The sequence below is a fragment of the Methylomonas sp. MED-D genome, assembly GCF_050276835.1.
In the GTDB taxonomy this organism is placed as follows: Bacteria; Pseudomonadota; Gammaproteobacteria; order Methylococcales; family Methylomonadaceae; genus Methylomonas; species Methylomonas koyamae_A.
In genome coordinates, this window is sequence record NZ_CP189965.1 from 2,259,914 (window position 1) to 2,284,584 (window position 24,671).

Sequence of the window (24,671 nt, forward strand, 5' to 3'; positions counted from 1 at the left end):
TTTTGTTGCAAATCGGCGAATTCATTCGATTTCGAGGCTTCTTCCTCGACATTTCTTAACCAGCTTTTACTCATCTTTACCAAAACTGTCGTCCAGAACGGCGGATTTAGGCCGATAGTTTGCACTAGCTCTAGTGCGGCGCGGCCAGACAGGCCGATTTCCGCGTTAATCGGCGGCAACCTTGGCAGGTTGCCCGGTCACTACCTAGCAAAGATGAGGATACAGCGATGAGTAGCATCAGCAGCATTAACGGTTCCGGCGCGGGAGCGATGTACGGCGGCACGAAAGCCTTGCAAAAACCCGATACCGCCAAAATGGCCGAGGACTTGTTTTCCAAGCTGGACACCAAGGGCCAGGGCTATATCGAAAAGAGCGATTTACAAGCAGCGTTGAGCAATGTGTCCGGTTCGGATTCGAGCTCGAATAGCAGCGCCGACGACCTGTTTGCTAAGTTGGATGGCGATGGCGACGGCAAGGTAACCCAATCGGAAATGCAGGCAACCCTGGAAAAATTGGCATCGGAGTTAGACGGCCCGTTTCCGAGGATGCGGATGCAAGGGCAGGGCGACATGCCGCCGCCACCGCCGGGCGGCGAGGACGATTCAGGTTTGACCAAGGATCAATTATCCAGTATGTCGGAGAAATTGAGTGCCACCGACAACGAAGGTTCGCAAACGCTAAGCGATATCGCCGCCAACTTTGACGCCGCCGACAGCAACGGCGACGGCAAGGTCAGCGCCAGCGAGGCCAAGGCTTACGAAGACGCCAAAAACACGTCGGGGTCGGATAGCGCTTCGGCCGATTCGGCCACGACAACAGCGTCCGCCGGCACTTCCAGCCTCGACCAACAATTCATGAAACAAATGATGCAACTGATTCATGCCTATGGCGGCGGAGGCGATAGAGACCGCAATGGCGCCGGGATTTCTACGACCGCTTGAGGCATCCTCCCATGCAGGCGGCAAGCGGCTTGGTCGGCACGCGCCGGTCTTTACGCCGTTGCCGCCAATCGCACGGTTGATGGGCACGCAGACTGTTCGGTCGTGCTCCCGACCGAGGCCGGCTTGGCCGGTGGGTCAAGCGTGGGGGCTTGCAGAGGTTGGGCCGCCGAGGGGAAATTCCAGGATGATTTTCAAGCCTCCGCGCGGCCGGTTGACCGCTTTGATGCGGCCGCCGTGGGCCGCCACGGCCCGCAACGCAATCGTCAAACCCAGGCCGGTACTGCCTGCCTTGTTGTGATTACGGCTGCGGAAAAACGGCTGAAATATTGTTTCCAGTTCGGCTTCCGGCACGCCGGGGCCGTCGTCTTCGACCGAGACGGTGGCGAGCTTGCCGTCCGAGTTGGCCGCGACCGTGACCGCGCCGTCGGTACGGCAGTGCTGAACCGCGTTGCGGATGACGTTCTCGAAGGCGCGGTGCAGCAACTCGGCGTCGCCGCGCAACAGGATTTCGCCGCCCGCCCGGTAGACTAGGCGGATGCGGCCGGCCGCTTCCAGTTCGGCGTCGGCGACGATGTCGCCCAGCAATTCGTCGAGGTCGACGGTTTCGGTCGGTTTCGCCGACACGCCGCTTTCCAAGCGCGATAGCATCAATAGCTCGCCGATCAAATCGCTCATGCGCTGCGATTCGCGTTCGATGCGCTCCAATGTGGCCGGCAATTTGGCGGGCATTTGCTGTACCAGACCGATCGCGGCCTGGATGCGGGCCAGCGGCGAGCGTAGCTCATGGGAGACGTCGTGCAACAAGCGCTGTTGAGCGTGGACCAAGTCGCCGATTTGTCCGGCCATGTGATCGAAGTCGCGGCCCAGATCGGATAATTCGTCGTGGCGATGTCCCATGCGATCGGCGATGCGGGTGTCCAGCTTGCCTTGGGCCAGCGCGGCGAACGCCGCGCGCAAGGTGCGGATCGGTTTGGCGAAGTACCAGGCCAACAGGCTGCTGAACAGCAGACCGGCCAGGGTGCCGGCGGCGATAGGCAACACCGGCGGTGGGTGCTCGCGCAACGGCGGTCCGCCGTCGCCGAATTCCGGCGGCGGACCGCCCGGGTGTTGGTGGTCGTCGCGCGGCGGCGGACCGAGTTCGGCGAAGTCCGATTTTGGTCCGAGACCGTCGTGGCGATCGAAGTCGGGAGGACGCGGCGGCGGATCGTCGAAAAAATGCGGTTCGCCGGCGCGTAGCAACGGTTTCAGGACGTCTGTCAGACCGAATTCGCGCGCCGGAATAAACAGCAGATACTGCCGACCATCCCCGGCGGAAATTTCTCGCAACGCGTCGGGATAAGTGCCTTTGTCGTGCAATTCGCGCGCTTGCTTCAAGACCTCCGGTGACAGTTCGCGATTCAACACGTCGCGGCCGTCGTTATCCACCGCGAAAATTGCCGGAAATCGGGTTTGGCTCAAGGCGCCGAGAAACTCGCGTAACGCGTCGGAGCCGCCGTGAGTCAGAATCCGCGCGGCGACTTCGATCAACGCCGCTCGGCGGACGTCGATCGTTTGGTTGCGCGCTTGATTCTCGGCCGCGTGTTGGGCGTTATGGCGCAACCAGACCACGCTACCGACACCGAAGCCGGCGGTCAGCAAGGCCAGCCAGAAGGCGAAAAAAAACTTCCAGAACAAACGGTCCATCGGGTCAGGCTTTAATCATTTGATAGCCCTGGCCGCGCACGGTCTGGATATAGGAGCGGCCGTCCTGTTGAGTGCCGAGTTTCTGGCGAATACTGCTCATGTGTACGTCGATGCTGCGGTCGAAGCGCGCCAGCGGCCGGCCCAGGGCTTTCTCCGACAACTCGTTTTTACTGACGATATGGCCGACGTGGCTGGCCAGGGTTTCCAGCAAATTGAACTCGGTGCTGGTCAGTTCCAAGTCGCGCTCGAACCACAGCGCTTTGCGTTTCTCGCTCCAGATCTTCAGCGGTCCGGCAACGATAGGGCCGGATGAGGTCGCGGTATCGCGCTGAACCCGCCGCAAAATCGCACGTATCCGCGCCACCAATTCGCGGGGCGTACACGGTTTGGGGACGTAGTCGTCGGCACCGGACTCAAGGCCGATGATTCGGTCGACATCGTCGCCCTTGGCGGTAAACATCAGAATCGGCAAACGGCTTTCGGCGCGAATTTTTGCGAGGACTTCGGTGCCTTTGATGTCGGGGAGCATGATGTCCAAGATCGCCAGTTGATACCCGCCGGACAGGGCTTTTGCCAGGCCGGTGGCGCCGTCGTTGGCAATGTCCACGCCAAACCCTTCCTGTTGCAGGTATTCGCCGAACAGCGCGGCCAGTTCGGTGTCGTCGTCGATAATCAGTACAGTGTTCATAACGGGGAATCTCTAAGCTAGACCGGTTCATGATAACGGCCAGCGTCGGCGCGCGCCAGCGTCGGATCGCCGCATTTACCTGAATTTACATCGCTCTAACGCCACTTAACTTAGCGATTGGCATACTGGATTCCGACGCCGCCCGCTAGGCGATGTCGAATTCTTAATCGACTTCGAGGAAACTCTATGAACAAACCATTTTCTATTTTAGTACTGATGTTGGCGCTACCGGTCGCCGCCCAGGCTCAACCGACGTTCGGCGCCGCGCCGCGCGACTGGGCGGTCATGTACGCCAATAACGATGTTGATCCTGAATTGGAGGGGCCCGCGCACGGTGGGCGGCCGCCGCATCATCAGGCTAAACATCCCGGTGGTGAGTTGCCGCCTTATTTGGCCAAGTTGGAGCTGTCCGAGCAGCAGAAAACCGCGATTAAGGCGCTGATCAAGACTACGCTCGGCGAACCCGGCGCCAAGCGCGACGAATTTCGGGACGCGGTGCGCGAACAGCATAAACTGTCGTTTTCCAGCGAATTTTCCGAGGACGCCGCCGCGAAGTTAATCGACAATCAATTGGCCGAACAACGTCGTGCCATGCTGCAAAAAGCCAAATTGGATAACGGTATTTTCAAGCTGTTGACCAGCGAACAACAGCAAGCGATGTTGGCCGACATGGCCAAGCGCGATCATTGAACAGATCTGCTGATCGCTCATAGCCCAACCCTCTGGATTGGCGCTACGGCGATCGAATTCGATTGACCGTCCGCCGCATCGGGATTTTCCTCAATGCACCAAAATAGAAAATTATTAATGACCAAACTGGCATAATTTCGTAAAATTGGCCTGTTTTTATCTCTCTGGAACGGGATGAGTCGCAAGACTTATCCCGTTTTCTACATCTAAGGTGGCCAATCTTGAATAAACCTGCATTACTGGTATTGGAAGACGGGACGGTGTTTCACGGGGCGTCGATCGGCGCCGACGGTTGTTCCGTGGGGGAAGTGGTATTTAACACGGCACTGACCGGTTATCAGGAAATACTCAGCGATCCGTCCTACGCCAAACAGATCGTCACTTTGACCTATCCGCATATCGGTAACGTCGGCACCAACGCCGAAGACGACGAATCGGCCAAGGTCTACGCCAGCGGTCTGGTCGTGCGTGATTTGCCGCAATTGGCCAGCAACTGGCGTATCGAAAAAACCTTGCCGCAATACTTGCGCGAACAAAACGTTGTCGCGATCGCCGACATCGATACCCGGCAATTGACCCGTCTGCTGCGCGATAAAGGCGCACAACGCGGCTGCATTATGGCCGGCGATGCCGTCGATGTCGAGGTTGCCAAGGCCGCCATCGACGGTTTTCCAGGCTTGCAGGGTATGGATCTGGCTAAGGAAGTCACGACCGCGCGAGCCTACGAATGGACCGAGACGGTCTGGAAATTGGGTGAAGGCCACGCGCAAGCGTCGAATTTAACCAAGCACGTGGTGGCTTACGATTTCGGCGTCAAACGCAACATTCTCCGCTTGTTGGCCAGTCGCGGATGCCGGGTCACCGTCGTTCCGGCCCAAACGCCGGCCGAGCAGGTGTTGGCGATGAATCCCGACGGCGTGTTCTTGTCGAACGGCCCTGGCGATCCGGAGCCGTGCGATTACGCAATCGCCGCGATCCGAGCCATCATCGAGAAAAAATTGCCGGTGTTCGGCATCTGCCTGGGACACCAATTGCTGGCTTTGGCCAGCGGCGCTAAAACCGAGAAGATGAAATTTGGTCATCACGGCGCCAACCATCCGGTGCAGGAGTTGGCGAGCGGTCGGGTCATGATCAGCAGTCAAAACCACGGTTTCGCGGTCAGCGCCGACAGCCTGCCGGCTAACTTAAAGCCTACCTATGTGTCGTTGTTCGACGGCAGTTTGCAAGGCATTGCCCGTACCGACGTGCCGGCCTTCAGTTTTCAAGGTCATCCGGAAGCCAGCCCCGGCCCGCACGATGTCGAGTCCTTGTTCGACGTTTTTCTGGAAATGATGAACCAGCCTCGTTCCGCTTAAAGATTTCCCTAGAGTGATATGCCAAAAAGAACCGACATAAAATCGATTTTGTTACTGGGCGCCGGACCGATCGTGATCGGTCAGGCCTGCGAGTTCGACTACTCCGGTACCCAGGCCTGCAAAGCCTTGCGCGAAGAAGGCTACCGAGTGATTCTGGTCAACTCCAATCCGGCGACGATCATGACCGATCCGGACATGGCCGACGCGATTTACATCGAGCCTATCGACTGGCAAACCGTCGAGAAAATCATCGAAAAAGAGCGTCCCGACGCGGTGCTGCCGACGATGGGCGGCCAGACCGCGCTGAATTGCGCGTTGGCCTTGGATAAGCATGGCGTTCTGGCCAAATACGGCGTCGAAATGATCGGCGCCACCAAGGAAGCCATCAACAAGGCCGAGGATCGCGATCTGTTCAACCAGGCGATGCGTAAGATCGGCCTGGAAGTAGCGCGCTCGCAAGTCGCCCATAGCATGGAGGAAGCTTTCGCGGCTCAGGAAAAAGTCGGCTATCCGACCATCATCCGGCCGTCGTTTACGATGGGCGGTAGCGGTGGCGGTATTGCCTACAATCGCGAGGAATTCATTGAGATTTGCGAGCGCGGCTTGTATTTGTCGCCGACCAACGAACTGTTGATCGAAGAATCGGTTTTGGGCTGGAAAGAGTTCGAGATGGAGGTGGTCCGCGATTCCAAGGATAACTGCATCATCATTTGTTCTATCGAGAACTTCGACCCGATGGGCGTGCATACCGGCGATTCGATTACCGTCGCGCCTGCGCAAACCCTGACCGACAAGGAATATCAGATTCTGCGTAACGCTTCGCTGGCGGTATTGCGGGAGATCGGGGTCGATACCGGCGGTTCCAACGTGCAGTTCGCGATCAACCCCGACAATGGTCGTTTGATTGTCATCGAGATGAATCCGCGCGTGTCGCGCTCGTCGGCATTGGCTTCCAAAGCCACCGGCTTTCCGATTGCCAAGGTTGCCGCCAAATTGGCGGTCGGTTTTACGTTGGACGAACTCAAAAACGAGATCACCGGCGGTAAGACGCCGGCGTCGTTCGAGCCGACTATCGACTACGTCGTCACGAAAGTACCGCGCTTTGCGTTCGAAAAGTTTCCGCAAGCCAACGATCGGTTGACCACTCAGATGAAATCGGTCGGCGAGGTGATGGCGATAGGCCGCACCTTTCAGGAATCGCTGCAAAAAGCCTTGCGCGGCTTGGAAGTCGGAGTTGACGGTCTCGACGAAATTGCCGATCTTGGCGACGCTAACAGCGAAGACATCATCCTGCGGGAATTGCGCTATCCCGGCCCGCAACGCTTATGGTATTTGGCCGACGCTTTTCGCAGCGGTTTGAGCTTCCAAGAAATTCATCAAGCATCGAAAATCGACCCTTGGTTCCTGGCGCAAGTCGAGGATTTGATCAATACCGAAAAAACCTTGGCCACCAAAACCCTGGCGACTTTGGAGCCCGGCGAATTGCTACGGCTCAAACGCAAGGGGTTTTCCGACAAACGATTGGCGAAGCTGCTGGAAACCAAGGAATCGGAAGTGCGCAACGTGCGTCACAAGAAAGGGGTGCGTCCGGTCTACAAGCGCATCGATTCCTGCGCGGCTGAATTTGCATCGGATACCGCCTACCTGTATTCGACTTACGAACAAGAGTGCGAGGCGAATCCATCCTCCAGGGAAAAAATCGTTATTTTGGGCGGCGGTCCTAACCGGATCGGGCAGGGTATTGAATTCGACTATTGTTGTGTACATGCGGCGCTGGCCCTGCGGGAAGACGGTTACGAAACCATCATGATCAACTGCAATCCGGAGACGGTATCCACCGACTTCGATACGTCGGATCGCTTGTATTTCGAGCCGCTAACGCTGGAGGACGTGCTGGAAATCATCGATCTGGAAAAACCCAAGGGTGTCATCGTCCAATATGGCGGGCAAACCCCGCTGAAACTAGCGCGAGCGTTGGAAGCGGCCGGCGCGCCGATTATCGGTACTTCGCCTGATTCAATTGACTTGGCCGAAGATCGCGAACGCTTTCAGAAATTGCTGGAACGCTTGAATTTGCTGCAGCCACCGAATGCCACCGCCCGTTCGGTCGAACAGGCCGTCGCGTCGGCGAAGGAAATCGGCTACCCGTTGGTGGTAAGGCCGTCCTACGTATTGGGCGGTCGTGCGATGGAAATCGTGTTCAACGAGGAAGGCCTGCGCCGTTACATGAAGGAAGCGGTTAGCGTTTCCAACGATTCGCCAGTATTGCTGGATAGATTTTTGGACGATGCCGTGGAAATGGACGTGGACGCGATTTACGACGGCGAAACCGTTCTGATCGGCGGCTTGATGGAGCATATCGAGCAAGCGGGCGTGCATTCCGGCGATTCGGCCTGTTCTTTGCCGCCTTACGATTTGCCGCTGCATATCCAGGATCAGTTGCGGGCGCAGGTTGCGAAAATGGCCGAAGCGTTAGGCGTTCGCGGCTTGATGAATACCCAGTTTGCGATTCAAGGCGAGACAATCTTTGTGCTGGAGGTCAATCCGCGAGCTTCGCGGACCGCGCCGTTCGTGTCCAAGGCGACCGGCTATCCATTGGCGAAAATCGCCGCGCGCTGCATGGCCGGTAAATCCTTGAAAGAGCAAGGGGTTACCGAAGAGCGTATTCCCGAATATTTCTCGGTCAAGGAAGCGGTGTTTCCTTTCATTAAATTCCCCGGCGTAGACCCGTTGTTGGGGCCGGAGATGAAGTCTACCGGCGAGGTAATGGGCGTCGGCAAGACCTTTGGAGAAGCCTTCGCCAAGTCGCAAAGGGCTTCAGGCGTGGATTTGAGCCATAGTGGTAAGGTGCTGATCAGTATCCGCGACGCCGACAAGGCAAAATTGCCGGAATTGGCGCGAATGTTGATCGCCAAGAACTACGAGATCGTCGCGACGCGCGGTACCGCGCGGGTTCTGAGGGAAGCGGGCATCGCCTGCCAGGAAGTGTTCAAGGTGAACGAAGGCCGGCCGCATACCGTGGATATGATTAAAAACGGAGAAATCCAATTAGTCGTCAATACCACCGAAGGGGCCAAGGCGGTGGCGGATTCGTTCACGATGCGCCGTGAGGCCTTGCAGCGCAGGGTCACCTATTACACGACGATGGCCGGCGCTCGCGCCGCGTGCTACGCCTTGGGCGAACTCGAAGCCGGCGATGTTAATTGCCTGCGGGATTTACATCAAACCTTTAACGGATGAATTGAAGAGGGGAAGAGGAAATGCAGAAATTTCCGTTGACCGTGGTCGGCGCCAATAAATTGCGCGCCGAACTGGAAGAGTTGAAAACCGTGGTTCGACCGCGCATTATTCAGGCGATCGCCGAAGCGCGCGAGCACGGCGATTTGAAGGAGAACGCCGAATATCATGCCGCGCGCGAACAGCAAAGTTTTGCCGAGGGCCGAATTGCCGAGATCGAAGGCAAGTTGTCGAATGCCAATATTATCGATGTGACCAAAACCGATGCCAACGGAAAGGTGGTGTTCGGCGCTACCGTCGAAATCGAGGATACCGGTTCCGGCAAGGTGGTTATCTATCAAATCGTCGGCGAGGACGAAGCCAATATTAAGGAAGGGCGAATTTCGGTCGGTTCGCCGATAGCCAGGGCTTTGATCGGCAAGGAAGTCGAAGATGTAGTAGTCGTCAAGGCGCCGGGCGGCGATATCGAGTACGAAATTATTTCAGTAAAATATATTTAGCCGGCGTTCGCCGTTGAGAGGGGCTGGCTTTCTCAACGGCTGCTAGGTCGCTGTTACTTCTTAGGGTTGGGCCTGAACAACACCGCGATTTGGCCTATCGATTGCACCAGTTCGGCACCGGTTTCCCCACAGATTTGTTCGCTGATCGCGGCGCGATCGTCTCTTTCGGCGCGGATTTTGACTTTAATCAGTTCGTGGGCGAGTAGCGCTTGATCGACTTCTTTCACTACGGCGGGCGTCAAGCCGGCTTGTCCGACCATCACTACCGGGTTGAGGGCGTGCGCCTGGGCTTTCAGTTGTTTTTTTTGGATCGGATTCACTCTGTTTCCTTCTGTGGTATTTCCGCAAATTTTACATGAATCGGGCATATGGCACGCAGCAAAAGTAGTCATCAATGGATGCAGGAACATTTTCAAGACGAGTATGTCAAGAAGGCCCAAGCTTTGGGATATCGTTCCCGTGCCGTCTTCAAACTGATTGAAATTCAAGAAAAGGACAAGATTTTACGGCCGGGAATGAATGTCGTCGATTTGGGCGCCGCTCCCGGCGGCTGGTCGGAGTACGCTCGCAAGATGCTGGCGAAAAGCGACAAGGTGGTCGCGCTGGATTTACTCGCCATCGAGCCGATTGCCGGCGTTGACTTTATCGAAGGCGATTTTCGCGAGGACGAGGTGTTACAACAACTTTATCAAGTGCTGGATGGTCGACCGGTACACTTGTTATTGTCGGACATGGCCCCCAATATGAGTGGTAGCCGGGAGACCGACCAACCGCGGGCCATCTACTTAGGCGAGCTGGCATTGGATGCCGCCGAGCAGTTTCTAATCCAAGGCGGGACCTTTTTAATAAAAATGTTTCAAGGCGCTGGTTTCGACGAGTACTATAATCAGGTGCGGCTACGCTTCAACAGCGTGGCAATCCGTAAGCCGAAAGCGTCGCGACCCAGGAGTAACGAGGTCTATATCCTGGCGAAAGGATTTAAAAAATAAGGAAAGTCCCCGCTGATCGAGCTATGATGGGCGGCGAGCTACGAGTATACCTGATACAATTACTCGGTTTATAAACGTTTGGAGCCATTCCTGGCCGGAGCGCGTACTTTGAGCGATATGATTAAAAATTTGGTTTTGTGGGTGGTTATCGCCGTTGTATTGATGGCCGTATTCAACAATTTCGGCGCGCGCTCGGCGCGTAGCGATTCGAACTTGTCGTATTCGCAGCTGATTGATGCGGTAAAAGCCGGACAAGTCCAGCAAGTAGTGATAGCCGACAACACGGTTAAGGGACGGATGCAGACCGGCGATAAATTCAAGACTTATATGCCCAACGATCCGCATTTGATCGATGATTTGTTGGGCAACGGCGTCGAAATCAACGTGCAGCCTCCCGAAGAACCTTCGATGCTAATGCAGGTGTTCGTGTCGTTTGGACCCATCCTGCTGCTGATTGCGGTTTGGGTGTTCTTCATGCGCCAGATGCAAGGCGGCGGAGTCGGTGGCCGCGGCGGTGCGATGGGCTTTGGTAAGAGCAAGGCCCGCATGCTGGATCAAGACCAGAACAAGGTGACCTTCGCCGACGTTGCCGGGTGCGACGAGGCCAAGGAAGAAGTTCAGGAAATGGTCGACTTCTTGAAAGATCCCGCCAAATATCAACGTCTCGGCGGTAAAGTACCGCGCGGCGCATTGATGGTCGGACCTCCGGGTACCGGTAAGACCTTGCTGGCTCGCGCGATTGCCGGCGAAGCCAAAGTGCCGTTCTTCACGATTTCCGGTTCGGATTTCGTTGAGATGTTTGTCGGTGTCGGTGCTTCTCGGGTCAGGGATATGTTCGATCAAGCCAAGAAACATGCGCCTTGCATCATTTTCATAGACGAAATCGATGCGGTTGGCCGTTCCCGCGGTGCCGGTTTGGGTGGCGGTAACGACGAGCGCGAACAAACCTTAAACCAGTTGCTGGTCGAAATGGACGGTTTCGAGGGGCACGAGGGTATTATTGTCATCGCGGCCACCAACCGTGCCGACGTCCTCGATAAAGCATTGTTGCGTCCCGGTCGTTTCGACCGTCAAGTGGTCGTGGGTTTGCCAGATGTTAAGGGTCGCGAACAGATTCTGAACGTGCATTTGAAGAAAGTGCCGGCCGCCGAAGATGTCAAGATCAAATACATCGCGCAAGGCACGCCAGGGTTTTCCGGGGCTGATTTGGCTAACTTGGTCAACGAAGCGGCTTTGTTCGCGGCGCGTTTGAACAAGCGTCTGGTCAGCATGATGGACTTGGAAAAAGCCAAGGACAAATTGATCATGGGCGCCGAGCGGCGCTCGATGGTAATGGACGAGAAAGAAAAGAAAATGACTGCCTACCACGAAGCCGGTCATGCGATTGTCGGCCGCTTGGTTCCGGAGCACGACCCGGTGTACAAAGTCAGTATCATGCCGCGCGGACGCGCATTGGGCGTGACGATGTTCTTGCCGGAGCGCGACCAATACAGTGCCAGCAAATGCAAGTTGGACAGCATGATCTCCAGTTTATATGGCGGTCGGATTGCCGAAGAGTTGATTTTTGGCTGGGAACAGGTGTCGACCGGTGCGTCCAACGACATCGAGAGAGCGACCGAGTTGGCCCGCAATATGGTCACCAAATGGGGCTTGTCTCAGCGCTTGGGGCCGTTAGCATACAGTGAGGAAGAAGGCGAGATTTTTCTGGGTCGTTCGGTGACTCAACATAAGTCCGTCGCGGAAGAAACCTCCCATACGATAGATGAGGAAATTCGCTCCATCATCGACCGCAATTACGAGCGTGCAGAGAAGATCTTGAAGGACAATATGGATATCCTGCACGCGATGGCCGACGCGTTGATGAAATACGAAACGATCGACAAATATCAAATCGACGACTTGATGGAAAGACGGCCGGTACGGGAGCCAAAGGGTTGGGATGATACTCCGTCCTCCAACACCGACGCGCAAACCGGTCCTTGGGATCAAAAAACACCCGATTCTTCGATCGGCGGCGCCGCGGAACAAGGCTAAGTAATTTTCGGCAAAACCAAGAGAGGCTTCGGCCTCTCTTTTTTTTGGTCATATCAAGGTAGAACTAGCACTATGGCAAAAAAATATTTCGGAACCGATGGCATCAGGGGCAAGGTGGGCGAGCCGCCGATTACCGCGGATTTTTTACTCAAGTTAGGTTGGGCCGCCGGTAAGGTGTTTGCCAAGGAGAGCAACGGATTCGTATTGGTAGGTAAAGATACCCGGATCTCGGGTTATATGTTCGAATCGGCGCTGGAAGCTGGTTTGTCCGCGGCGGGCGTCGATACTCGCTTATTAGGACCCATGCCTACGCCGGGAATCGCTTACCTGACTCGAACCTTTCGTGCCAGCGCCGGCATCGTTATTAGCGCCTCGCACAATCCTTACTACGATAATGGCATTAAGTTCTTCTCGGTTGACGGTACCAAGTTGCCGGACGATGTAGAACAGCAGATTGAGCAATATCTCGACATGCCGATGACAACCGTGGAGTCGTCTAGATTAGGTAAGGCCAAGCGGGTTAACGATGCGGCCGGTCGGTACATCGAATTTTGCAAGGCCTCGGTGCCGGCGCATTTGGACTTCAAGGGCATTCGTATCGTGATCGACTGCGCGAATGGCGCCACCTATCACATCGCGCCGCATGTTTTCAGCGAGTTGGGCGCGGAAGTCGTAACGATCGCCGCCGAGCCGGACGGCTTGAACATCAACGACGAATGCGGCGCCACCAAGCCGGAACTGTTGGCAGCCAAAGTCATGGAGTTTCGCGCCGATGTCGGAATTGCCTTGGACGGCGACGGCGATCGCATCATCATGGTCGACCACAAGGGCGAAATCGTCGATGGCGACGAATTAATTTATATCATCGCCCGTTCCCGTCAGGCTGAAGGTAAATTGGTCGGTCCCGTGGTGGGTACCCTGATGTCCAATCTTGGCATGGAGCACGCGCTAAAATCCGTGGGCGTGCCGCTGCTCCGCGCCAAAGTCGGCGACCGCTACGTGATGGAAATGCTGACCGAAAATAAGGGTATGCTGGGGGGAGAAGGTTCCGGCCACATCATTTGTCTGGATAAGACCACGACCGGCGACGGTATCGTCTCGGCGTTGCAAGTACTGGCGGAAATGCAGAAGTCGGGCCAGAACTTGCATGAACTCAAATCCGGCATGAAAAAGTACCCGCAGGTTTTGATTAACGTCAAAACCGATAAAAAAGTCAAAATCGATGAAATTGCCAGCCTGAAACAGGCCGTCGAAAACGTGGAAAAGAAGCTCGGGGAAAAAGGCCGGGTATTGCTGCGATCTTCGGGAACGGAGCCGCTAATTCGCGTGATGGTCGAAGGCGTGGACGAAGACGACGTCAATAAATATGCCAATCAATTGGCGAGCGACGTCAAGAAAGCCATCCCGGCTTGAACAAAAACACGTTAGCCGATATGATATGCGGTCTTATTTAGCTCGGAGGAAGTAATGCGTCGGTCTTTGATTATGGGAAATTGGAAAATGAACGGCACTAGGGAAGACGGCCAAAAACTCGCGAAAGCCTTGGCCGACGGCTTGGGCGATGTCGCGCAGGAAATCGCGGTCTGCGTCCCGTTCGTTTACTTATCCGATATCCGCGCAACTTTGGCAGGTTCACCCATCGCTCTGGGTGCCCAAAACGTTGCCGACCAAGCCTCCGGCGCCTACACCGGCGAAGTATCGGCGGCGATGCTGGCCGAATGCGGCGTTAAGTACGCGCTGGTCGGCCACTCCGAACGGCGTAGTTATTACGGCGACAGCAACGAGTCGGTTGCCAAGCGTTTTTGTCAGGCGCTGAGCCAAAACGTTCTACCGGTACTCTGCGTTGGCGAAACGCTGGAAGAGCGCGAGCAAGACAGAACCTTCCAAGTTGTCGACGAGCAGCTTGATGCCGTCATCGCCGCCGCCGGCATCGAAGCATTCGAGCGAGCCGTTATCGCTTATGAGCCGGTTTGGGCCATCGGTACCGGTAAAGTCGCCAGCGACGAGCAAGCCCAGGAAGTTCACCAATATATTCGGAAACGGATTGCCGATAGAAGCCCGGCCATTGCCGAGAAAGTGCAAATTCTGTACGGCGGCAGTGTTAAGCCGGACAACGCGAAAGGCTTATTTGCAATGCCCGACATCGACGGCGGTTTGGTGGGCGGCGCATCGCTGGATGCCAAAGGCTTCCTGCAAATCTGCCATTCGGTCTAGTCCAACCCTTTAAAGGTTTTTATGTTGTACCAAATTATAATAATTATTCATATATTTCTGGGAATAGGCATCGTCGGTTTGGTGCTGATGCAGCACGGTAAAGGTGCCGATGCCGGTGCCGCCTTCGGTAGCGGTGCATCGGGCTCTGTCTTCGGTGCTCAAGGCTCCGCATCGTTTTTATCCAGGACCACCGCGATATTCGCGACCTTGTTTTTCATTACCAGTTTGGGTTTGGCCGCGTTAAGCGGTTATCAAGGCAAAAAAACCGACGTGATGGACGTAGCGCCTGTCGCAGCGCCGGTTAAATCGGACGTGCCTCTGTCGCAAGTCGCCCCTGGCTCCGATAGCGCTCCTGTCGTCGATGGCAAATTGCCGGAAGCGCCGGCAATCAAAGAGGTTGAGAAGCCGGCCGGAGCCGCTCAATAAAAGGCTTGGCACTTAAAGTTATGCCGACGTGGTGAAATTGGTAGACACGCCATCTTGAGGGGGTGGTGACGCAAGTCGTGCCGGTTCAAGTCCGGCCGTCGGTACCAAATTAGGGTTTGAAGAAGCCCAAAGAAGTACAGAAACCCGCAAGTTATAAGGCTTAGCGGGTTTTTTGTTGTCCGAAGCAATTCGGGTGGGTTCGCCTAAATCCGAGCAAATACGCCACGCTGAGAGCCACCTCAAGATATTCAGCGCGAAGTAAAAACGCTTTCTCCCGACAGAGCAGGGGAATGAACACCTCAATTTCGGCTAAGCCGTTCGCAGAGCGGAGTCGAAGCGAAAGCGCTGGCTTCGGCTCCGCGCAGCCAACGCCTTATTTCGGCTCCACTCGGCCAATGCCTTATTTCGACTCTGCTCAGCCAACTTCGTACATCGACTGTATCCTTGCATTCCTGAGTGCCGCGTAACCTGATACTCAAGTCGCGTTCGGATCAAGAGTCGTCAGGATATTACCAGTCCAACGACGGCCATGGAGAAACAGGCGACCCGTCTCGCTGGTCGGTATCCATGCGCTGAAGATGCTGGGTTTGTTCGTACTGCGACCGGTGAGCATGTTTTGGCCGTCCATGCTTCGACATTGCTCTCAAGAAACCGCTCAAGATGGCATCGCCCATTTATCGGATAATGCCGCTTACGCAGACATGACCACCACGCCGATTAGCGACCACGCCAACAATACGCAGCATGATGATCAACGTTGCATTATTATCGTTTAGCGTAACTGGCGGAGATCGGTATACGATTGACTAAACTAAATATTACTTGCAGGCAGCAAGCGTTAGAAATAATAAGGAACCCGCATGGCCAAAGCCCCAAAAGTCGTCAAAGAAGAACCGCTGGAAACCCAACTCTGGAAAGCCGCTGACAAACTCCGCAAAAACATAGATGCCGCTGAATATAAGCACGTGGTGCTTGGACTGATCTTTCTCAAATACATATCCGATGCGTTTGAAGAACATTTTGCCAAACTGCAAGCAGGCGAAGGCGAATACGCCGGTGCTGATCCAGAAGATAAGGACGAATACCAAGCCGAAAATATTTTCTTTGTGCCAGCAGAAGCGCGTTGGTCGTTTTTAATAGCCAAAGCCAAACAGCCTGATATTGGCAGCTTTGTTGACGGTGCGATGGATGCGATTGAAAAAGAAAATCCATCATTAAAAGGCGTATTGCCCAAAGTCTTTGCCCGACAAAATCTTGATCCCACCAGCTTAGGCGGTTTGATAGATTTAGTTGGTAACATTGCCCTGGGCGATGCGAAAGCCCGCAGTGCCGATGTGCTAGGTCATGTGTTTGAATATTTTCTCGGCGAATTCGCACTGGCGGAAGGTAAACAAGGCGGCCAATTCTATACGCCGCGTAGCATCGTTGAATTGTTAGTGGCGATGTTGGAACCCTATAAAGGCCGGGTGTTTGATCCGTGTTGTGGTTCCGGCGGTATGTTCGTGCAATCGGAAAAATTCGTTGAAGAGCATCAGGGCCGCATCAACGACATTTCCATCTATGGACAGGAAAGCAACCAAACCACTTGGCGATTAGCCAAAATGAATCTGGCGATTCGCGGTATAGACAGCTCGCAAGTCAAATGGAACAACGAAGGTTCGTTTCTCAATGACGCACATAAAGACCTGAAAGCGGATTTCATTATTGCCAATCCACCGTTCAACGTCAGCGACTGGAGCGGTGAACTGTTGCGTACTGATGGTCGTTGGCAATACGGTACACCGCCTGCGGGAAATGCCAACTTTGCTTGGCTACAGCATTTTATCTATCACCTATCACCGACTGGCAAAGCGGGCGTCGTTTTAGCCAAAGGCGCATTGACCAGTAAAACCAACGGTGAAGGCGAGATTCGTAAAAGCCTGATTGCGGATGGCAATTTGATTGACTGTATCGTCAACTGTCCAGCCAAGCTGTTTTTGAATACGCAAATTCCAGCAGCGTTATGGTTTATGAATCGCGCCCGGCAACAACCCTCTCCCACAGGGAGAGGGCAGGGTGAGGGTGAATATCCACGCAAAAACGAAATTCTGTTTATAGATGCGCGTAACTTAGGGCATTTAATTAACCGTCGTACTCGTGAGCTATCGCATAAGGATATTCAGCAAATTGCTGATACTTATCATGCGTGGCGTACTGGTGAAGGCCATTACGAAGATATAAAAGGTTTTTGTGCGTCTGTGCCGTTAAAACGTGTCGCTGAGCTGGATTACGTTTTAACCCCTGGTCGTTATGTTGGCCTACCGGATGAAGAAGATGATTTTAATTTTGCTGAACGCTTTACTGCGTTAAAAGCGGAGTTTGAAGCGCAGTTGTTGGAAGAAGATGAACTCAATCAGGCTATTGCTGAGAATTTGGCGAAGGTTGAGTTATGAGTGAGTGGCAGGAATATCTTTTAGAAGATGTTATTGAAAAGTTTATAGATTATAGAGGTAAAACGCCGACGAAAACTGATTCTGGAATACCTCTTATTACTGCAAAAGTTGTAAAGTCTGGAACTATACTTCCTCCAAATGAATTTATTGCGCCAGAAGATTATGATTCATGGATGACTAGAGGGTTGCCAGAAATAGACGATGTTGTTTTAACAACAGAAGCACCTCTTGGAGAAGTTGCTTTAATTAAAGATAAAAACGTTGCTTTAGCTCAGCGGATTATCACTTTAAGAGGGAATAAAAAATTACTTTTTAATCCATTTTTAAAGTATTACTTTCAAAATCAAACTGGACAACATGAGCTTCAAGCCAGAGCATCAGGTACAACAGTTTTTGGTATTAAAGCTTCCGTACTAAAAAAAGTTCCAATTTCAATTCCTGATCTTGCCGAACAAAAAGCTATTGCCAACCTACTCAGCAGTCTTGATGAGAAAATTGACCTGTTGCACCGGCAAAATAAAACCCTTGAAGCTATGGCGGAAACGTTGTTTCGGCAGTGGTTTATTGAGGAGGCAAAAGAGGATTGGGAATTTGTTGAGCTTGGTAATTATGTAAATTGCTTTAATGGAGTTTCTTATAAAAGTGATGATTTGAACGCATCAACTACAGCAATGGTAACTTTGAAAAGCTTTGACCGAGACGGCGGTTTTAGGCTTGATGGATTTAAAGAGTTTACTGGAAAATATAAAGATCAGCATGTGGTAGTTCAGGGTGATTTAGTAGTCGCTCATACCGATATAACTCAAAATGCTGAAGTAATTGGAAATCCGGTGTTAGTAATATCTAATCCATTATATGAAACTTTAGTCATTTCAATGGACCTGGTCAAAGTCACGTCAAAATATGAATGGCTTTCTCACGAATTTCTTTACCGAATGATGAGAACAAGAGAGTTTAAACAGCACTGTTTGGGGTTTTCAAATGGTTCAACGGTTTTGCACCTGAGTAAAGAAGCTATTCCCACTTACGAGTTTTTATTACCACCTCAAGAAAAAATAAAAGAATTTACTAGGTTGACAAAGCATGTGTTAGGTAAAAAATATCAGAATATTACACAAGCACGTAAGCGCCTTACAAAAAGTTAGCATGTGTTTTCGGTGTCGCGTCCCTGGGTGGATGCTGGACTGAGAGCCATCTATACATTCAGACTTGTTGTTATTCGCTTACCCTAGAAAAACTCCGTGATACCTTGTTACCAAAGCTGATGAATGCTGAGGTACGGGTACGGGCGACAAACTGATGGAAAAGCTGCGCTCATTGATTGCCCAACATCAGAGATGGGATGTCTTGGAAGAATACATAGACCGTATTGAAGTTTCAATTACTATTGATTTCAGCTTAGCGCTTGAAAACGCCAAAGCACTTATTGAAACAATTGGTAAAGAGCTTTGTGATGCAAATGGAGTAGTACTAAAAAATGAGGATTTTCACCAAATAGTTAAAACTGCTTTTTCTGCCCTCGGATATAGTAATACTGAAAAAGTAAATCAAATATCCAGAAGTCTTGCAACAATCGCCCTACAAGTAGGCACATTAAGAAATCAAATTAGTCCAACATCGCATGGTCGAACTTTGGAAGAGCTGAGAAATCGGAACAACCAATTTGATGAGATGACAAAAGAGTTTCTAATTGACAGCACAGTATCAATTGCAGTTTTTTTAATCCGCGCTTTTGAAGAAAGGAAATCTATCGTCGCGTTAAACACTGGCGCTGATAAAGACTTAATACCTGACTATGAACTCAATGAAGAATTTAATACTTTTTGGGATGATTCTTTCGGGGAATTTTCAATGGGAAGTTATTCATATACCGCCAGTGAAATATTGTTTAATGTGGATTTTCAGGCCTATGTTACCGAATATAAAGAGTTCTTAGGGACTGAGCAAGATATACGAGGAGATGATGCGTGAGCCGGTTAACCGAATCAGCTATTGAAGATTTTGCCATTAAGCTATTTGAACGACTAGGCTTTGAATATTTGTATGGTCCTGATATTGCGCCTGACGGTGAACATAAGGAACGACAACATTACGATGAGGTGTTGTTAGTTGGTCGTTTGCAAGCGGCGCTCAAACAGATAAATCCGACTGTATCGCACGACGTATTACAAGCAGCATTAAAAGATGTGCAACGCGTCCACTCACCTGATTTGTTGGCGAATAACGAAACTTTCCATCGTTTGCTGACTGAAGGCGTCAAAGTCAGTTATCAGCATGATGGCGCAGAGCGCGGCGGATTAGTATCGTTGATAGATTACGCCAATCCCGTCAATAACGATTTTGTCGTCGTCAATCAGTTTACCGTCATTGAGAACCATCAGAACAAGCGTCCGGATTTGATACTGTTCGTAAACGGTATGCCGCTGGTCATCATTGAGTTAAAAAATGCGACTGACGAAAACGCGACGATCAAGTCTGCGTATAAACAGTTGGAAACGTATAAGCACACCATCCCCTGTTTATTCACCTCCAATGCGCTGCTAGTCATTACCGATGGTCTGGAAGCAAAAGCCGGTTCCTTGTCAGCAGGTTATTCGCGCTTCATGGCGTGGAAAACTGCGGATGGCAAAGTAGAAGCGTCGCATTTGGTCAGTCAGTTGGAAACGCTGATTAAAGGCATGTTGAACAAAACCACTTTGCTGGATTTGGTGCGTCACTTCATTGTCTTTGAAAAGAGCATACGGGAAGACAAGGTGAATGGCGCAGCCAGAGAAGGCACCCTGGGGTGTCCTGATACCGGCATCATCAGTATTCACACCGTCAAAAAAGTTGCAGCCTATCATCAGTATTACGCGGTGAATGCCGCTGTCGCCTCTACTTTACGCGCTGCGGATATGGGCGTAGCGTTACTGGTTCAGGAAAATCCTGCCAGTTATGGCTTGCCTGGTGTCACGCAACAACCGCGTGGCGATAAAAAAGCCGGTGTGGTGTGGCATACGCAAGGTTCCGGTAAGTCACTGTCTATGGTGTTTTATACCGGCAAAATTGTGTTGACCATGGATAATCCAACGGTGCTGGTCATTACTGATCGTAACGATTTGGACGACCAGTTGTTTGATACCTTTGCGTCGTCCAGTCAGTTATTACGGCAAGACCCGATACAAGCGGAAAGTCGTCAGCAATTAAAAGAGCTGTTGCGTGTGGGTTCTGGTGGTGTGGTGTTTTCCACTATCCAAAAATTCCAGCCTGATGAAGGCAATGTCTACGAGCAATTATCAGACAGACGCAATATCGTGGTGATTGCGGATGAAGCGCATCGCACACAATACGGTTTTAGCGCCAAAACCATCGCTGAGAAAGATAAAGACGGTAACGAAATTGGCAGCAAAGTGGTGTATGGCTTTGCCAAATATTTGCGTGATGCGTTACCGAATGCCACCTATCTAGGTTTTACCGGTACACCGATTGAAAAGACCGATGTGAATACACCGGCTGTGTTTGGCAACTATGTCGATATTTACGATATTGCACAGGCGGTTGAAGACGGTTCCACGGTGCGGATATATTACGAAAGCCGTTTAGCGAAAGTAGGCTTGAGTGAGGAAGGCAAAAAACTGATTGCTGAATTGGATGAAGAGTTAGATCAAAACGATTTAACGGATACCCAAAAAGCTAAAGCCAAATGGACCAAGATGGAGGCGTTGATAGGCAGCAGTCAACGCATCAAAAACTTAGCGAAGGATATTGTCAGTCATTTTGAAGCACGGCAGGAAGTGTTTGCCGGTAAAGCCATGATCGTTTCCATGTCGCGGCGGATTGCGGCAGAGCTGTATCAAGAAATCATTCGTCTCAAACCAGACTGGCATTCCGATGATTTGAACAAAGGTGTGATTAAAGTCGTCATGACGGCAGCGTCTAGTGATGGCCACGAATTAGCGAAACATCACACCACCAAACAGCAGCGTAAACAATTAGCTGAACGCATGAAAGATGATGACGATGAATTAAAACTCGTCATCGTTCGGGATATGTGGCTGACAGGCTTTGACGCACCGAGTTTGCACACGCTGTACATTGACAAGCCGATGAAGGGCCATAACTTGATGCAAGCGATTGCGCGGGTCAATCGGGTTTATAAAGATAAACCGGGTGGTTTGATTGTTGACTATTTAGGTATCGCCGCTGATCTAAAAGAAGCGCTGTCGTTTTATTCTGATGCTGGTGGTAAAGGTGATCCGACCTTAGTGCAAGAGCAAGCGGTACATCTGATGTTGGAGAAATTGGAAGTGGTTTCTGGCATGTATCACGGTTTTGCTTACGAGCATTACTTTGATGCGGATACCTCGCAAAAACTGTCGCTGATACTGGCTGCTGAAGAGCATGTGCTGGGTTTGGATGATGGTCGTAAACGCTATATCAACGAAGTGACTGCGCTGTCTCAAGCGTTCGCTATTGCCATTCCGCATGAACAAGCGATGGACGTTAAAGATGAAGTGGCGTTTTTTCAAGCCGTTAAAGCCAGACTAGCGAAGTTCGATGGCACAGGTGAAGGCCTGAGTAACGATGAAATTGAAACCACCATCCGCCAAGTTATAGATCAAGCATTAGTGTCCGAACACGTTGTAGATATTTTTGATGCGGCAGGTATTAAGAAGCCGGACATATCCATTTTGTCTGATGAGTTTTTGGAAGAGCTAAAAAATCACCAGCATAAAAACGTCGCACTAGAAGTATTGAAAAAACTATTGAACGACGAAATTAAAGCCCGCGCTAAAAAGAACTTGATTCAAAGCCGTTCGCTGATGGAAATGCTGGAAACGTCCATCAAGAAATATCAAAACAAAATTCTTACTGCTGCTGAAGTCATTGAAGAGCTGATTAAAATCAGTAAAGAAATCGTCGCTTCAGATGACAATGCCAAAAACATGGGCCTGACGGATTTTGAATATGCCTTTTATACCGCTGTTGCCAATAACGACAGTGCTAGAGAGCTGATGCAGCATGAGCAGCTGCGGGAGTTAGCGGTGGTGCTGACACAACGAGTGAGAGAAAACGCCTCGATTGACTGGCCGATTAAAGAAAGCGTCAGAGCAAAATTAAAAGTTATCGTCAGGCGTACTTTGCGACTATATGGCTATCCGCCGGATATGCAATTGCTTGCGACTGAAACCGTGTTAAAGCAGGCTGAGATGATTGCAAGTGAATTGGCTGCTGAATCCTAAAATGACAAATGACTAAGCGATGGAAACGGAAAAGGGCAAACTGGTTCGTTGGGTAGAAGAAAGAGGCTTCGGTTTCATAAAACCGGAGTCAGGCGGCGCCGATATTTTTATCCACATATCGGCTTTGAAAAGTATGAGCCGTTCTCCGGTTGTTGGAGACATTATTTATTACGAAACAAATCTTGATGATAATGGCAAGCTACGCGCGATCAACGCAAAAATAGAAGGTGTGTCTCCGGTTTTAACAGTCGTTCCAATTGGCAGAAAGCGTAAAACACCGAAATCCACTTTACCGGAACAAAGACCTCACGGAAGCCGCAACACCTATAGACCACCGTATAAGAAATCAGGATATAGATTTATTCCTGTGCTGCTTATAGTTGCCGCTGTTTCAATCTTCAGCAAGTTTGCGAATCAAAATGGCTCTAGTGGTCAGCCGGTATTGCCAATTGCTGAACCCGAAAAACCCATTCAACATTTTCAGTGTCAAGGTAAGGTGTATTGCTTGGAAATGGGGTCGTATGAGGAAGCTGTTTTTTATCTCCGGAATTGCCCTGGTACGAAGATGGACGGTGACAATGACGGCATTCCTTGTGAGCAACAGTTTTAGCTTATTTGACGTGATAAGCTAAATGGTAGGTTGAAGACAATCATATAACAGGAATAAGTTGAAAACATTCGAGAATATCGTCATTTGTGTTTTTTGCAGTGTGGGACTGTCCGGCTGCGCAACGTTCAAGAGCTTAAATGCCGAAGTTCCGTTGTATGAGCGCGTCTTCATCTACAGCGGAACCAGACTGAATTGGGCAGCGTTAGAAAACGACAATGCGACTATCCGAAAATTAAAGGCTGAAGCTCCACGCTATCCGCTGGTCGATCTGCCGTTCAGCTTTGCGATGGATTCCGTGTTTTTACCGTTAGCGATCAGTGCGGAGATTTTTCACTGATGGGCGATAAGACCGAAGCGTTTTGTCGGCAGACGCTCATCGTCTCCGGTCAAAATCCGCAAGCGCTGCCGTCCAGCCTGGATGTCAACGAAGCCGTGGCCGATTTTACCGCGCTGGATCAATTACGCCCGCGCCTGCATCGCTTGCGGGATTTGTTGAGTCGCGGCGAGGATACCGACATGGCCCTGGGCAGCGATATTTACAATTTTAGTTTGGATGCCTATGCCTCGTTAAAGATTGCCGGCAAGGGCGCCGCGTTGGAAACGCTGCGGCAAGCAATGTCGGTCCGTTTTAATCGCGGCGCTAAACCGAAAGCGGCTACTTAAGGACTGCCTATCGCCGAAAATCCTGCATTACGCGGCGAGCCGGCCGGCCCGACTCGCCGCAAACCGTTTTAACCACGCCGCGACCGCTGATTGGGTATCGGGTTGGCCGCCGGAGTAGCGCTTTCAACGCGAATCCGGCAATTAACGCGGTTTCCAGTCTTGATCGCAACGCAAAAAGTCTATCCCGCAACACTAAAATTGATTCTCGCAACGCTTCGAGCAATACACGCAAGGCTCCAAGCCTTGCGCACAACACTCAAAGCCTTGCGGGCAAGGCAAATAGTGATTCCCGTAATGCTATAAGAGTTGCGAGCGACGCTCCGAGCAATAAACGCAAGGCTTCGAGCCTTGTGCATAACACTAAAAGCCTTGCGCGCGAGGCAAATAGTGATTCCCGTAATACTAAAAGAGTTGCGCGCAATTCTCCGAGCAATAAACGCAAGGCTCCGAGCCTTGCGCATAACGCTAAAAGCCTTGCGCGCAAGGCGAATAGCGATTTCCGCAACACTAAAAGAGTTGCGGGCAATTCTCCGAGCAATAAACCCAAGGCAAAAGCGGGACGGACGGGGATTTTCATTTACGGCGGCAAGTATGTTGCCATTCAGGCTTCGATAGGACGCTTGCATATTCCGATCAAACCCACTGGCGATTCCGACTTCAAAACCCCAGGTATTCCGGTCGCAAAGCGGCCGGCGGTTCCAACCCAAAGTCGGCCATCGATTCCGATGCCATTACGCTAGTAAAGAATGACGGCTTTTGGGAATGGCGAATTTCGGCGCTTAGCGAGCGAGCGCGGGGCGAGATTTGCACCCCGCCTCCAGAGGTTTTAGCAATCGCAAATGTCCCCTGAACACACATTCTGAAACGTTATGAGCGGCAGTGAACCATCAGCGGCAATGTGCCGGTTCCCAATCTGGGCTTATTGGGGCGAATGTTTTCCGCAGCCCGAGGAACGGCAAAAATTCGATTCCAATTCTACTTTGTCAG

At 51.9% G+C, this 24,671-nt stretch carries 21 protein-coding genes and 1 tRNA gene; 19 read left to right on the top strand and 3 right to left on the bottom strand.

Going from position 1 to position 24,671, the window contains the following annotated elements:
- The first annotated feature begins 227 nt into the window (after positions 1 to 227).
- On the top strand, positions 228 to 941 hold the full coding sequence (locus ACQE3E_RS10010; protein WP_313728166.1) for an EF-hand domain-containing protein: 714 nt from the start codon (positions 228 to 230) through the stop codon (positions 939 to 941).
- 135 nt (positions 942 to 1,076) lie between these two features.
- On the opposite strand, the gene ACQE3E_RS10015 is transcribed toward ACQE3E_RS10010, so the two are convergent.
- Together ACQE3E_RS10015 and ACQE3E_RS10020 are read right to left on the bottom strand one after the other, a co-directional pair.
- On the bottom strand, positions 1,077 to 2,624 hold the full coding sequence (locus tag ACQE3E_RS10015; protein WP_313728164.1) for an ATP-binding protein: 1,548 nt from the start codon (positions 2,622 to 2,624) through the stop codon (positions 1,077 to 1,079).
- 4 nt (positions 2,625 to 2,628) lie between these two features.
- Positions 2,629 to 3,312 (bottom strand): response regulator transcription factor, encoded by a 684-nt coding sequence (locus ACQE3E_RS10020; RefSeq protein ID WP_071159443.1) that lies wholly within the window; start codon positions 3,310 to 3,312, stop codon positions 2,629 to 2,631.
- A gap of 186 nt (positions 3,313 to 3,498) precedes the next feature.
- Between ACQE3E_RS10020 and ACQE3E_RS10025 the strand changes: the two genes are divergently transcribed.
- From ACQE3E_RS10025 to greA, 4 genes are all read left to right on the top strand, one after another.
- Positions 3,499 to 4,002 carry a Spy/CpxP family protein refolding chaperone gene (locus tag ACQE3E_RS10025; RefSeq protein ID WP_313728162.1) on the top strand — a complete coding sequence of 168 codons (504 nt, stop codon included), beginning with the start codon at positions 3,499 to 3,501 and terminating at the stop codon, positions 4,000 to 4,002.
- A gap of 221 nt (positions 4,003 to 4,223) precedes the next feature.
- Complete coding sequence (gene carA, locus ACQE3E_RS10030) at positions 4,224 to 5,357, top strand: glutamine-hydrolyzing carbamoyl-phosphate synthase small subunit (protein ID WP_071159439.1); 1,134 nt, start codon at positions 4,224 to 4,226, stop codon at positions 5,355 to 5,357.
- Positions 5,358 to 5,375: 18 nt separating this feature from the next.
- Entirely contained in the window at positions 5,376 to 8,597 is a 3,222-nt protein-coding gene (carB, locus tag ACQE3E_RS10035) for a carbamoyl-phosphate synthase large subunit (protein WP_427501575.1), read from the top strand.
- A 20-nt stretch (positions 8,598 to 8,617) separates the two neighbouring features.
- Entirely contained in the window at positions 8,618 to 9,094 is a 477-nt protein-coding gene (greA, locus tag ACQE3E_RS10040; RefSeq protein ID WP_427501576.1) for a transcription elongation factor GreA, read from the top strand.
- 53 nt (positions 9,095 to 9,147) lie between these two features.
- Here the strand turns inward: greA and yhbY are convergent, their stop codons facing one another.
- The gene (gene yhbY, locus ACQE3E_RS10045; RefSeq protein WP_175463738.1) at positions 9,148 to 9,414 is read right to left on the bottom strand and encodes a ribosome assembly RNA-binding protein YhbY; all 267 of its coding nucleotides are present in this window, start codon (positions 9,412 to 9,414) and stop codon (positions 9,148 to 9,150) included.
- A 48-nt stretch (positions 9,415 to 9,462) separates the two neighbouring features.
- On the opposite strand from yhbY, the gene rlmE reads away from it, so the two are divergent.
- The 14 genes from rlmE to ACQE3E_RS10115 all read left to right on the top strand — a co-directional run bounded on the left by rlmE (position 9,463) and on the right by ACQE3E_RS10115 (position 24,424).
- Positions 9,463 to 10,083: a 23S rRNA (uridine(2552)-2'-O)-methyltransferase RlmE gene (rlmE, locus tag ACQE3E_RS10050; protein WP_064025409.1), complete on the top strand. Its 621-nt coding sequence runs from the start codon at positions 9,463 to 9,465 to the stop codon at positions 10,081 to 10,083.
- 117 nt (positions 10,084 to 10,200) lie between these two features.
- A complete protein-coding gene (ftsH, locus tag ACQE3E_RS10055) occupies positions 10,201 to 12,117 on the top strand; it encodes an ATP-dependent zinc metalloprotease FtsH (RefSeq protein WP_175463748.1) in 1,917 nt (638 codons plus the stop codon).
- 72 nt (positions 12,118 to 12,189) lie between these two features.
- Entirely contained in the window at positions 12,190 to 13,530 is a 1,341-nt protein-coding gene (gene glmM, locus ACQE3E_RS10060) for a phosphoglucosamine mutase (protein ID WP_064025407.1), read from the top strand.
- Between the two features lie 54 nt (positions 13,531 to 13,584).
- Positions 13,585 to 14,331 carry a triose-phosphate isomerase gene (gene tpiA, locus ACQE3E_RS10065; RefSeq protein WP_064025405.1) on the top strand — a complete coding sequence of 249 codons (747 nt, stop codon included), beginning with the start codon at positions 13,585 to 13,587 and terminating at the stop codon, positions 14,329 to 14,331.
- Between the two features lie 21 nt (positions 14,332 to 14,352).
- Positions 14,353 to 14,757: a preprotein translocase subunit SecG gene (secG, locus tag ACQE3E_RS10070; RefSeq protein WP_071159431.1), complete on the top strand. Its 405-nt coding sequence runs from the start codon at positions 14,353 to 14,355 to the stop codon at positions 14,755 to 14,757.
- 22 nt (positions 14,758 to 14,779) lie between these two features.
- Positions 14,780 to 14,864 (top strand) — tRNA-Leu (locus tag ACQE3E_RS10075).
- A gap of 753 nt (positions 14,865 to 15,617) precedes the next feature.
- A complete protein-coding gene (locus ACQE3E_RS10080; protein WP_427501577.1) occupies positions 15,618 to 17,189 on the top strand; it encodes an N-6 DNA methylase in 1,572 nt (523 codons plus the stop codon).
- Positions 17,186 to 18,334, top strand: a complete 1,149-nt coding sequence (locus ACQE3E_RS10085) for a restriction endonuclease subunit S (protein WP_427501578.1) — start codon at positions 17,186 to 17,188, stop codon at positions 18,332 to 18,334. Before ACQE3E_RS10080 ends, ACQE3E_RS10085 begins: the two co-directional genes overlap by 4 nt.
- A 154-nt stretch (positions 18,335 to 18,488) precedes the next feature.
- The gene (locus tag ACQE3E_RS10090; protein ID WP_427501579.1) at positions 18,489 to 19,160 is read left to right on the top strand and encodes an abortive infection family protein; all 672 of its coding nucleotides are present in this window, start codon (positions 18,489 to 18,491) and stop codon (positions 19,158 to 19,160) included.
- Complete coding sequence (locus tag ACQE3E_RS10095; RefSeq protein ID WP_427501580.1) at positions 19,157 to 22,411, top strand: type I restriction endonuclease subunit R; 3,255 nt, start codon at positions 19,157 to 19,159, stop codon at positions 22,409 to 22,411. The genes ACQE3E_RS10090 and ACQE3E_RS10095 overlap by 4 nt, the downstream gene beginning before the upstream one ends.
- A 19-nt stretch (positions 22,412 to 22,430) precedes the next feature.
- The gene (locus tag ACQE3E_RS10100) at positions 22,431 to 23,021 is read left to right on the top strand and encodes a cold shock domain-containing protein (RefSeq protein WP_427501581.1); all 591 of its coding nucleotides are present in this window, start codon (positions 22,431 to 22,433) and stop codon (positions 23,019 to 23,021) included.
- Between the two features lie 58 nt (positions 23,022 to 23,079).
- On the top strand, positions 23,080 to 23,358 hold the full coding sequence (locus ACQE3E_RS10105; protein WP_427501582.1) for a YceK/YidQ family lipoprotein: 279 nt from the start codon (positions 23,080 to 23,082) through the stop codon (positions 23,356 to 23,358).
- Complete coding sequence (locus ACQE3E_RS10110) at positions 23,358 to 23,684, top strand: hypothetical protein (protein ID WP_427501583.1); 327 nt, start codon at positions 23,358 to 23,360, stop codon at positions 23,682 to 23,684. The genes ACQE3E_RS10105 and ACQE3E_RS10110 overlap by 1 nt, the downstream gene beginning before the upstream one ends.
- 350 nt (positions 23,685 to 24,034) lie before the next feature.
- On the top strand, positions 24,035 to 24,424 hold the full coding sequence (locus ACQE3E_RS10115; protein ID WP_427501584.1) for a hypothetical protein: 390 nt from the start codon (positions 24,035 to 24,037) through the stop codon (positions 24,422 to 24,424).
- Positions 24,425 to 24,671: the final 247 nt, after the last annotated feature.

What these genes read in the sequence shown, in the direction of transcription:
- ACQE3E_RS10010 (WP_313728166.1), top strand. Translation starts at nt 228, where the DNA reads ATGAGTAGCATCAGCAGCATTAACGGTTCCGGCGCGGGAGCGATGTAC.
- ACQE3E_RS10015 (WP_313728164.1), bottom strand. Translation starts at nt 2,624, where the DNA reads ATGGACCGTTTGTTCTGGAAGTTTTTTTTCGCCTTCTGGCTGGCCTTG.
- ACQE3E_RS10020 (WP_071159443.1), bottom strand. Translation starts at nt 3,312, where the DNA reads ATGAACACTGTACTGATTATCGACGACGACACCGAACTGGCCGCGCTG.
- ACQE3E_RS10025 (WP_313728162.1), top strand. Translation starts at nt 3,499, where the DNA reads ATGAACAAACCATTTTCTATTTTAGTACTGATGTTGGCGCTACCGGTC.
- carB (WP_427501575.1), top strand. Translation starts at nt 5,376, where the DNA reads ATGCCAAAAAGAACCGACATAAAATCGATTTTGTTACTGGGCGCCGGA.
- greA (WP_427501576.1), top strand. Translation starts at nt 8,618, where the DNA reads ATGCAGAAATTTCCGTTGACCGTGGTCGGCGCCAATAAATTGCGCGCC.
- rlmE (WP_064025409.1), top strand. Translation starts at nt 9,463, where the DNA reads ATGGCACGCAGCAAAAGTAGTCATCAATGGATGCAGGAACATTTTCAA.
- ftsH (WP_175463748.1), top strand. Translation starts at nt 10,201, where the DNA reads ATGATTAAAAATTTGGTTTTGTGGGTGGTTATCGCCGTTGTATTGATG.
- glmM (WP_064025407.1), top strand. Translation starts at nt 12,190, where the DNA reads ATGGCAAAAAAATATTTCGGAACCGATGGCATCAGGGGCAAGGTGGGC.
- tpiA (WP_064025405.1), top strand. Translation starts at nt 13,585, where the DNA reads ATGCGTCGGTCTTTGATTATGGGAAATTGGAAAATGAACGGCACTAGG.
- secG (WP_071159431.1), top strand. Translation starts at nt 14,353, where the DNA reads ATGTTGTACCAAATTATAATAATTATTCATATATTTCTGGGAATAGGC.
- ACQE3E_RS10080 (WP_427501577.1), top strand. Translation starts at nt 15,618, where the DNA reads ATGGCCAAAGCCCCAAAAGTCGTCAAAGAAGAACCGCTGGAAACCCAA.
- ACQE3E_RS10085 (WP_427501578.1), top strand. Translation starts at nt 17,186, where the DNA reads ATGAGTGAGTGGCAGGAATATCTTTTAGAAGATGTTATTGAAAAGTTT.
- ACQE3E_RS10090 (WP_427501579.1), top strand. Translation starts at nt 18,489, where the DNA reads ATGGAAAAGCTGCGCTCATTGATTGCCCAACATCAGAGATGGGATGTC.
- ACQE3E_RS10100 (WP_427501581.1), top strand. Translation starts at nt 22,431, where the DNA reads ATGGAAACGGAAAAGGGCAAACTGGTTCGTTGGGTAGAAGAAAGAGGC.
- ACQE3E_RS10110 (WP_427501583.1), top strand. Translation starts at nt 23,358, where the DNA reads ATGGGCGATAAGACCGAAGCGTTTTGTCGGCAGACGCTCATCGTCTCC.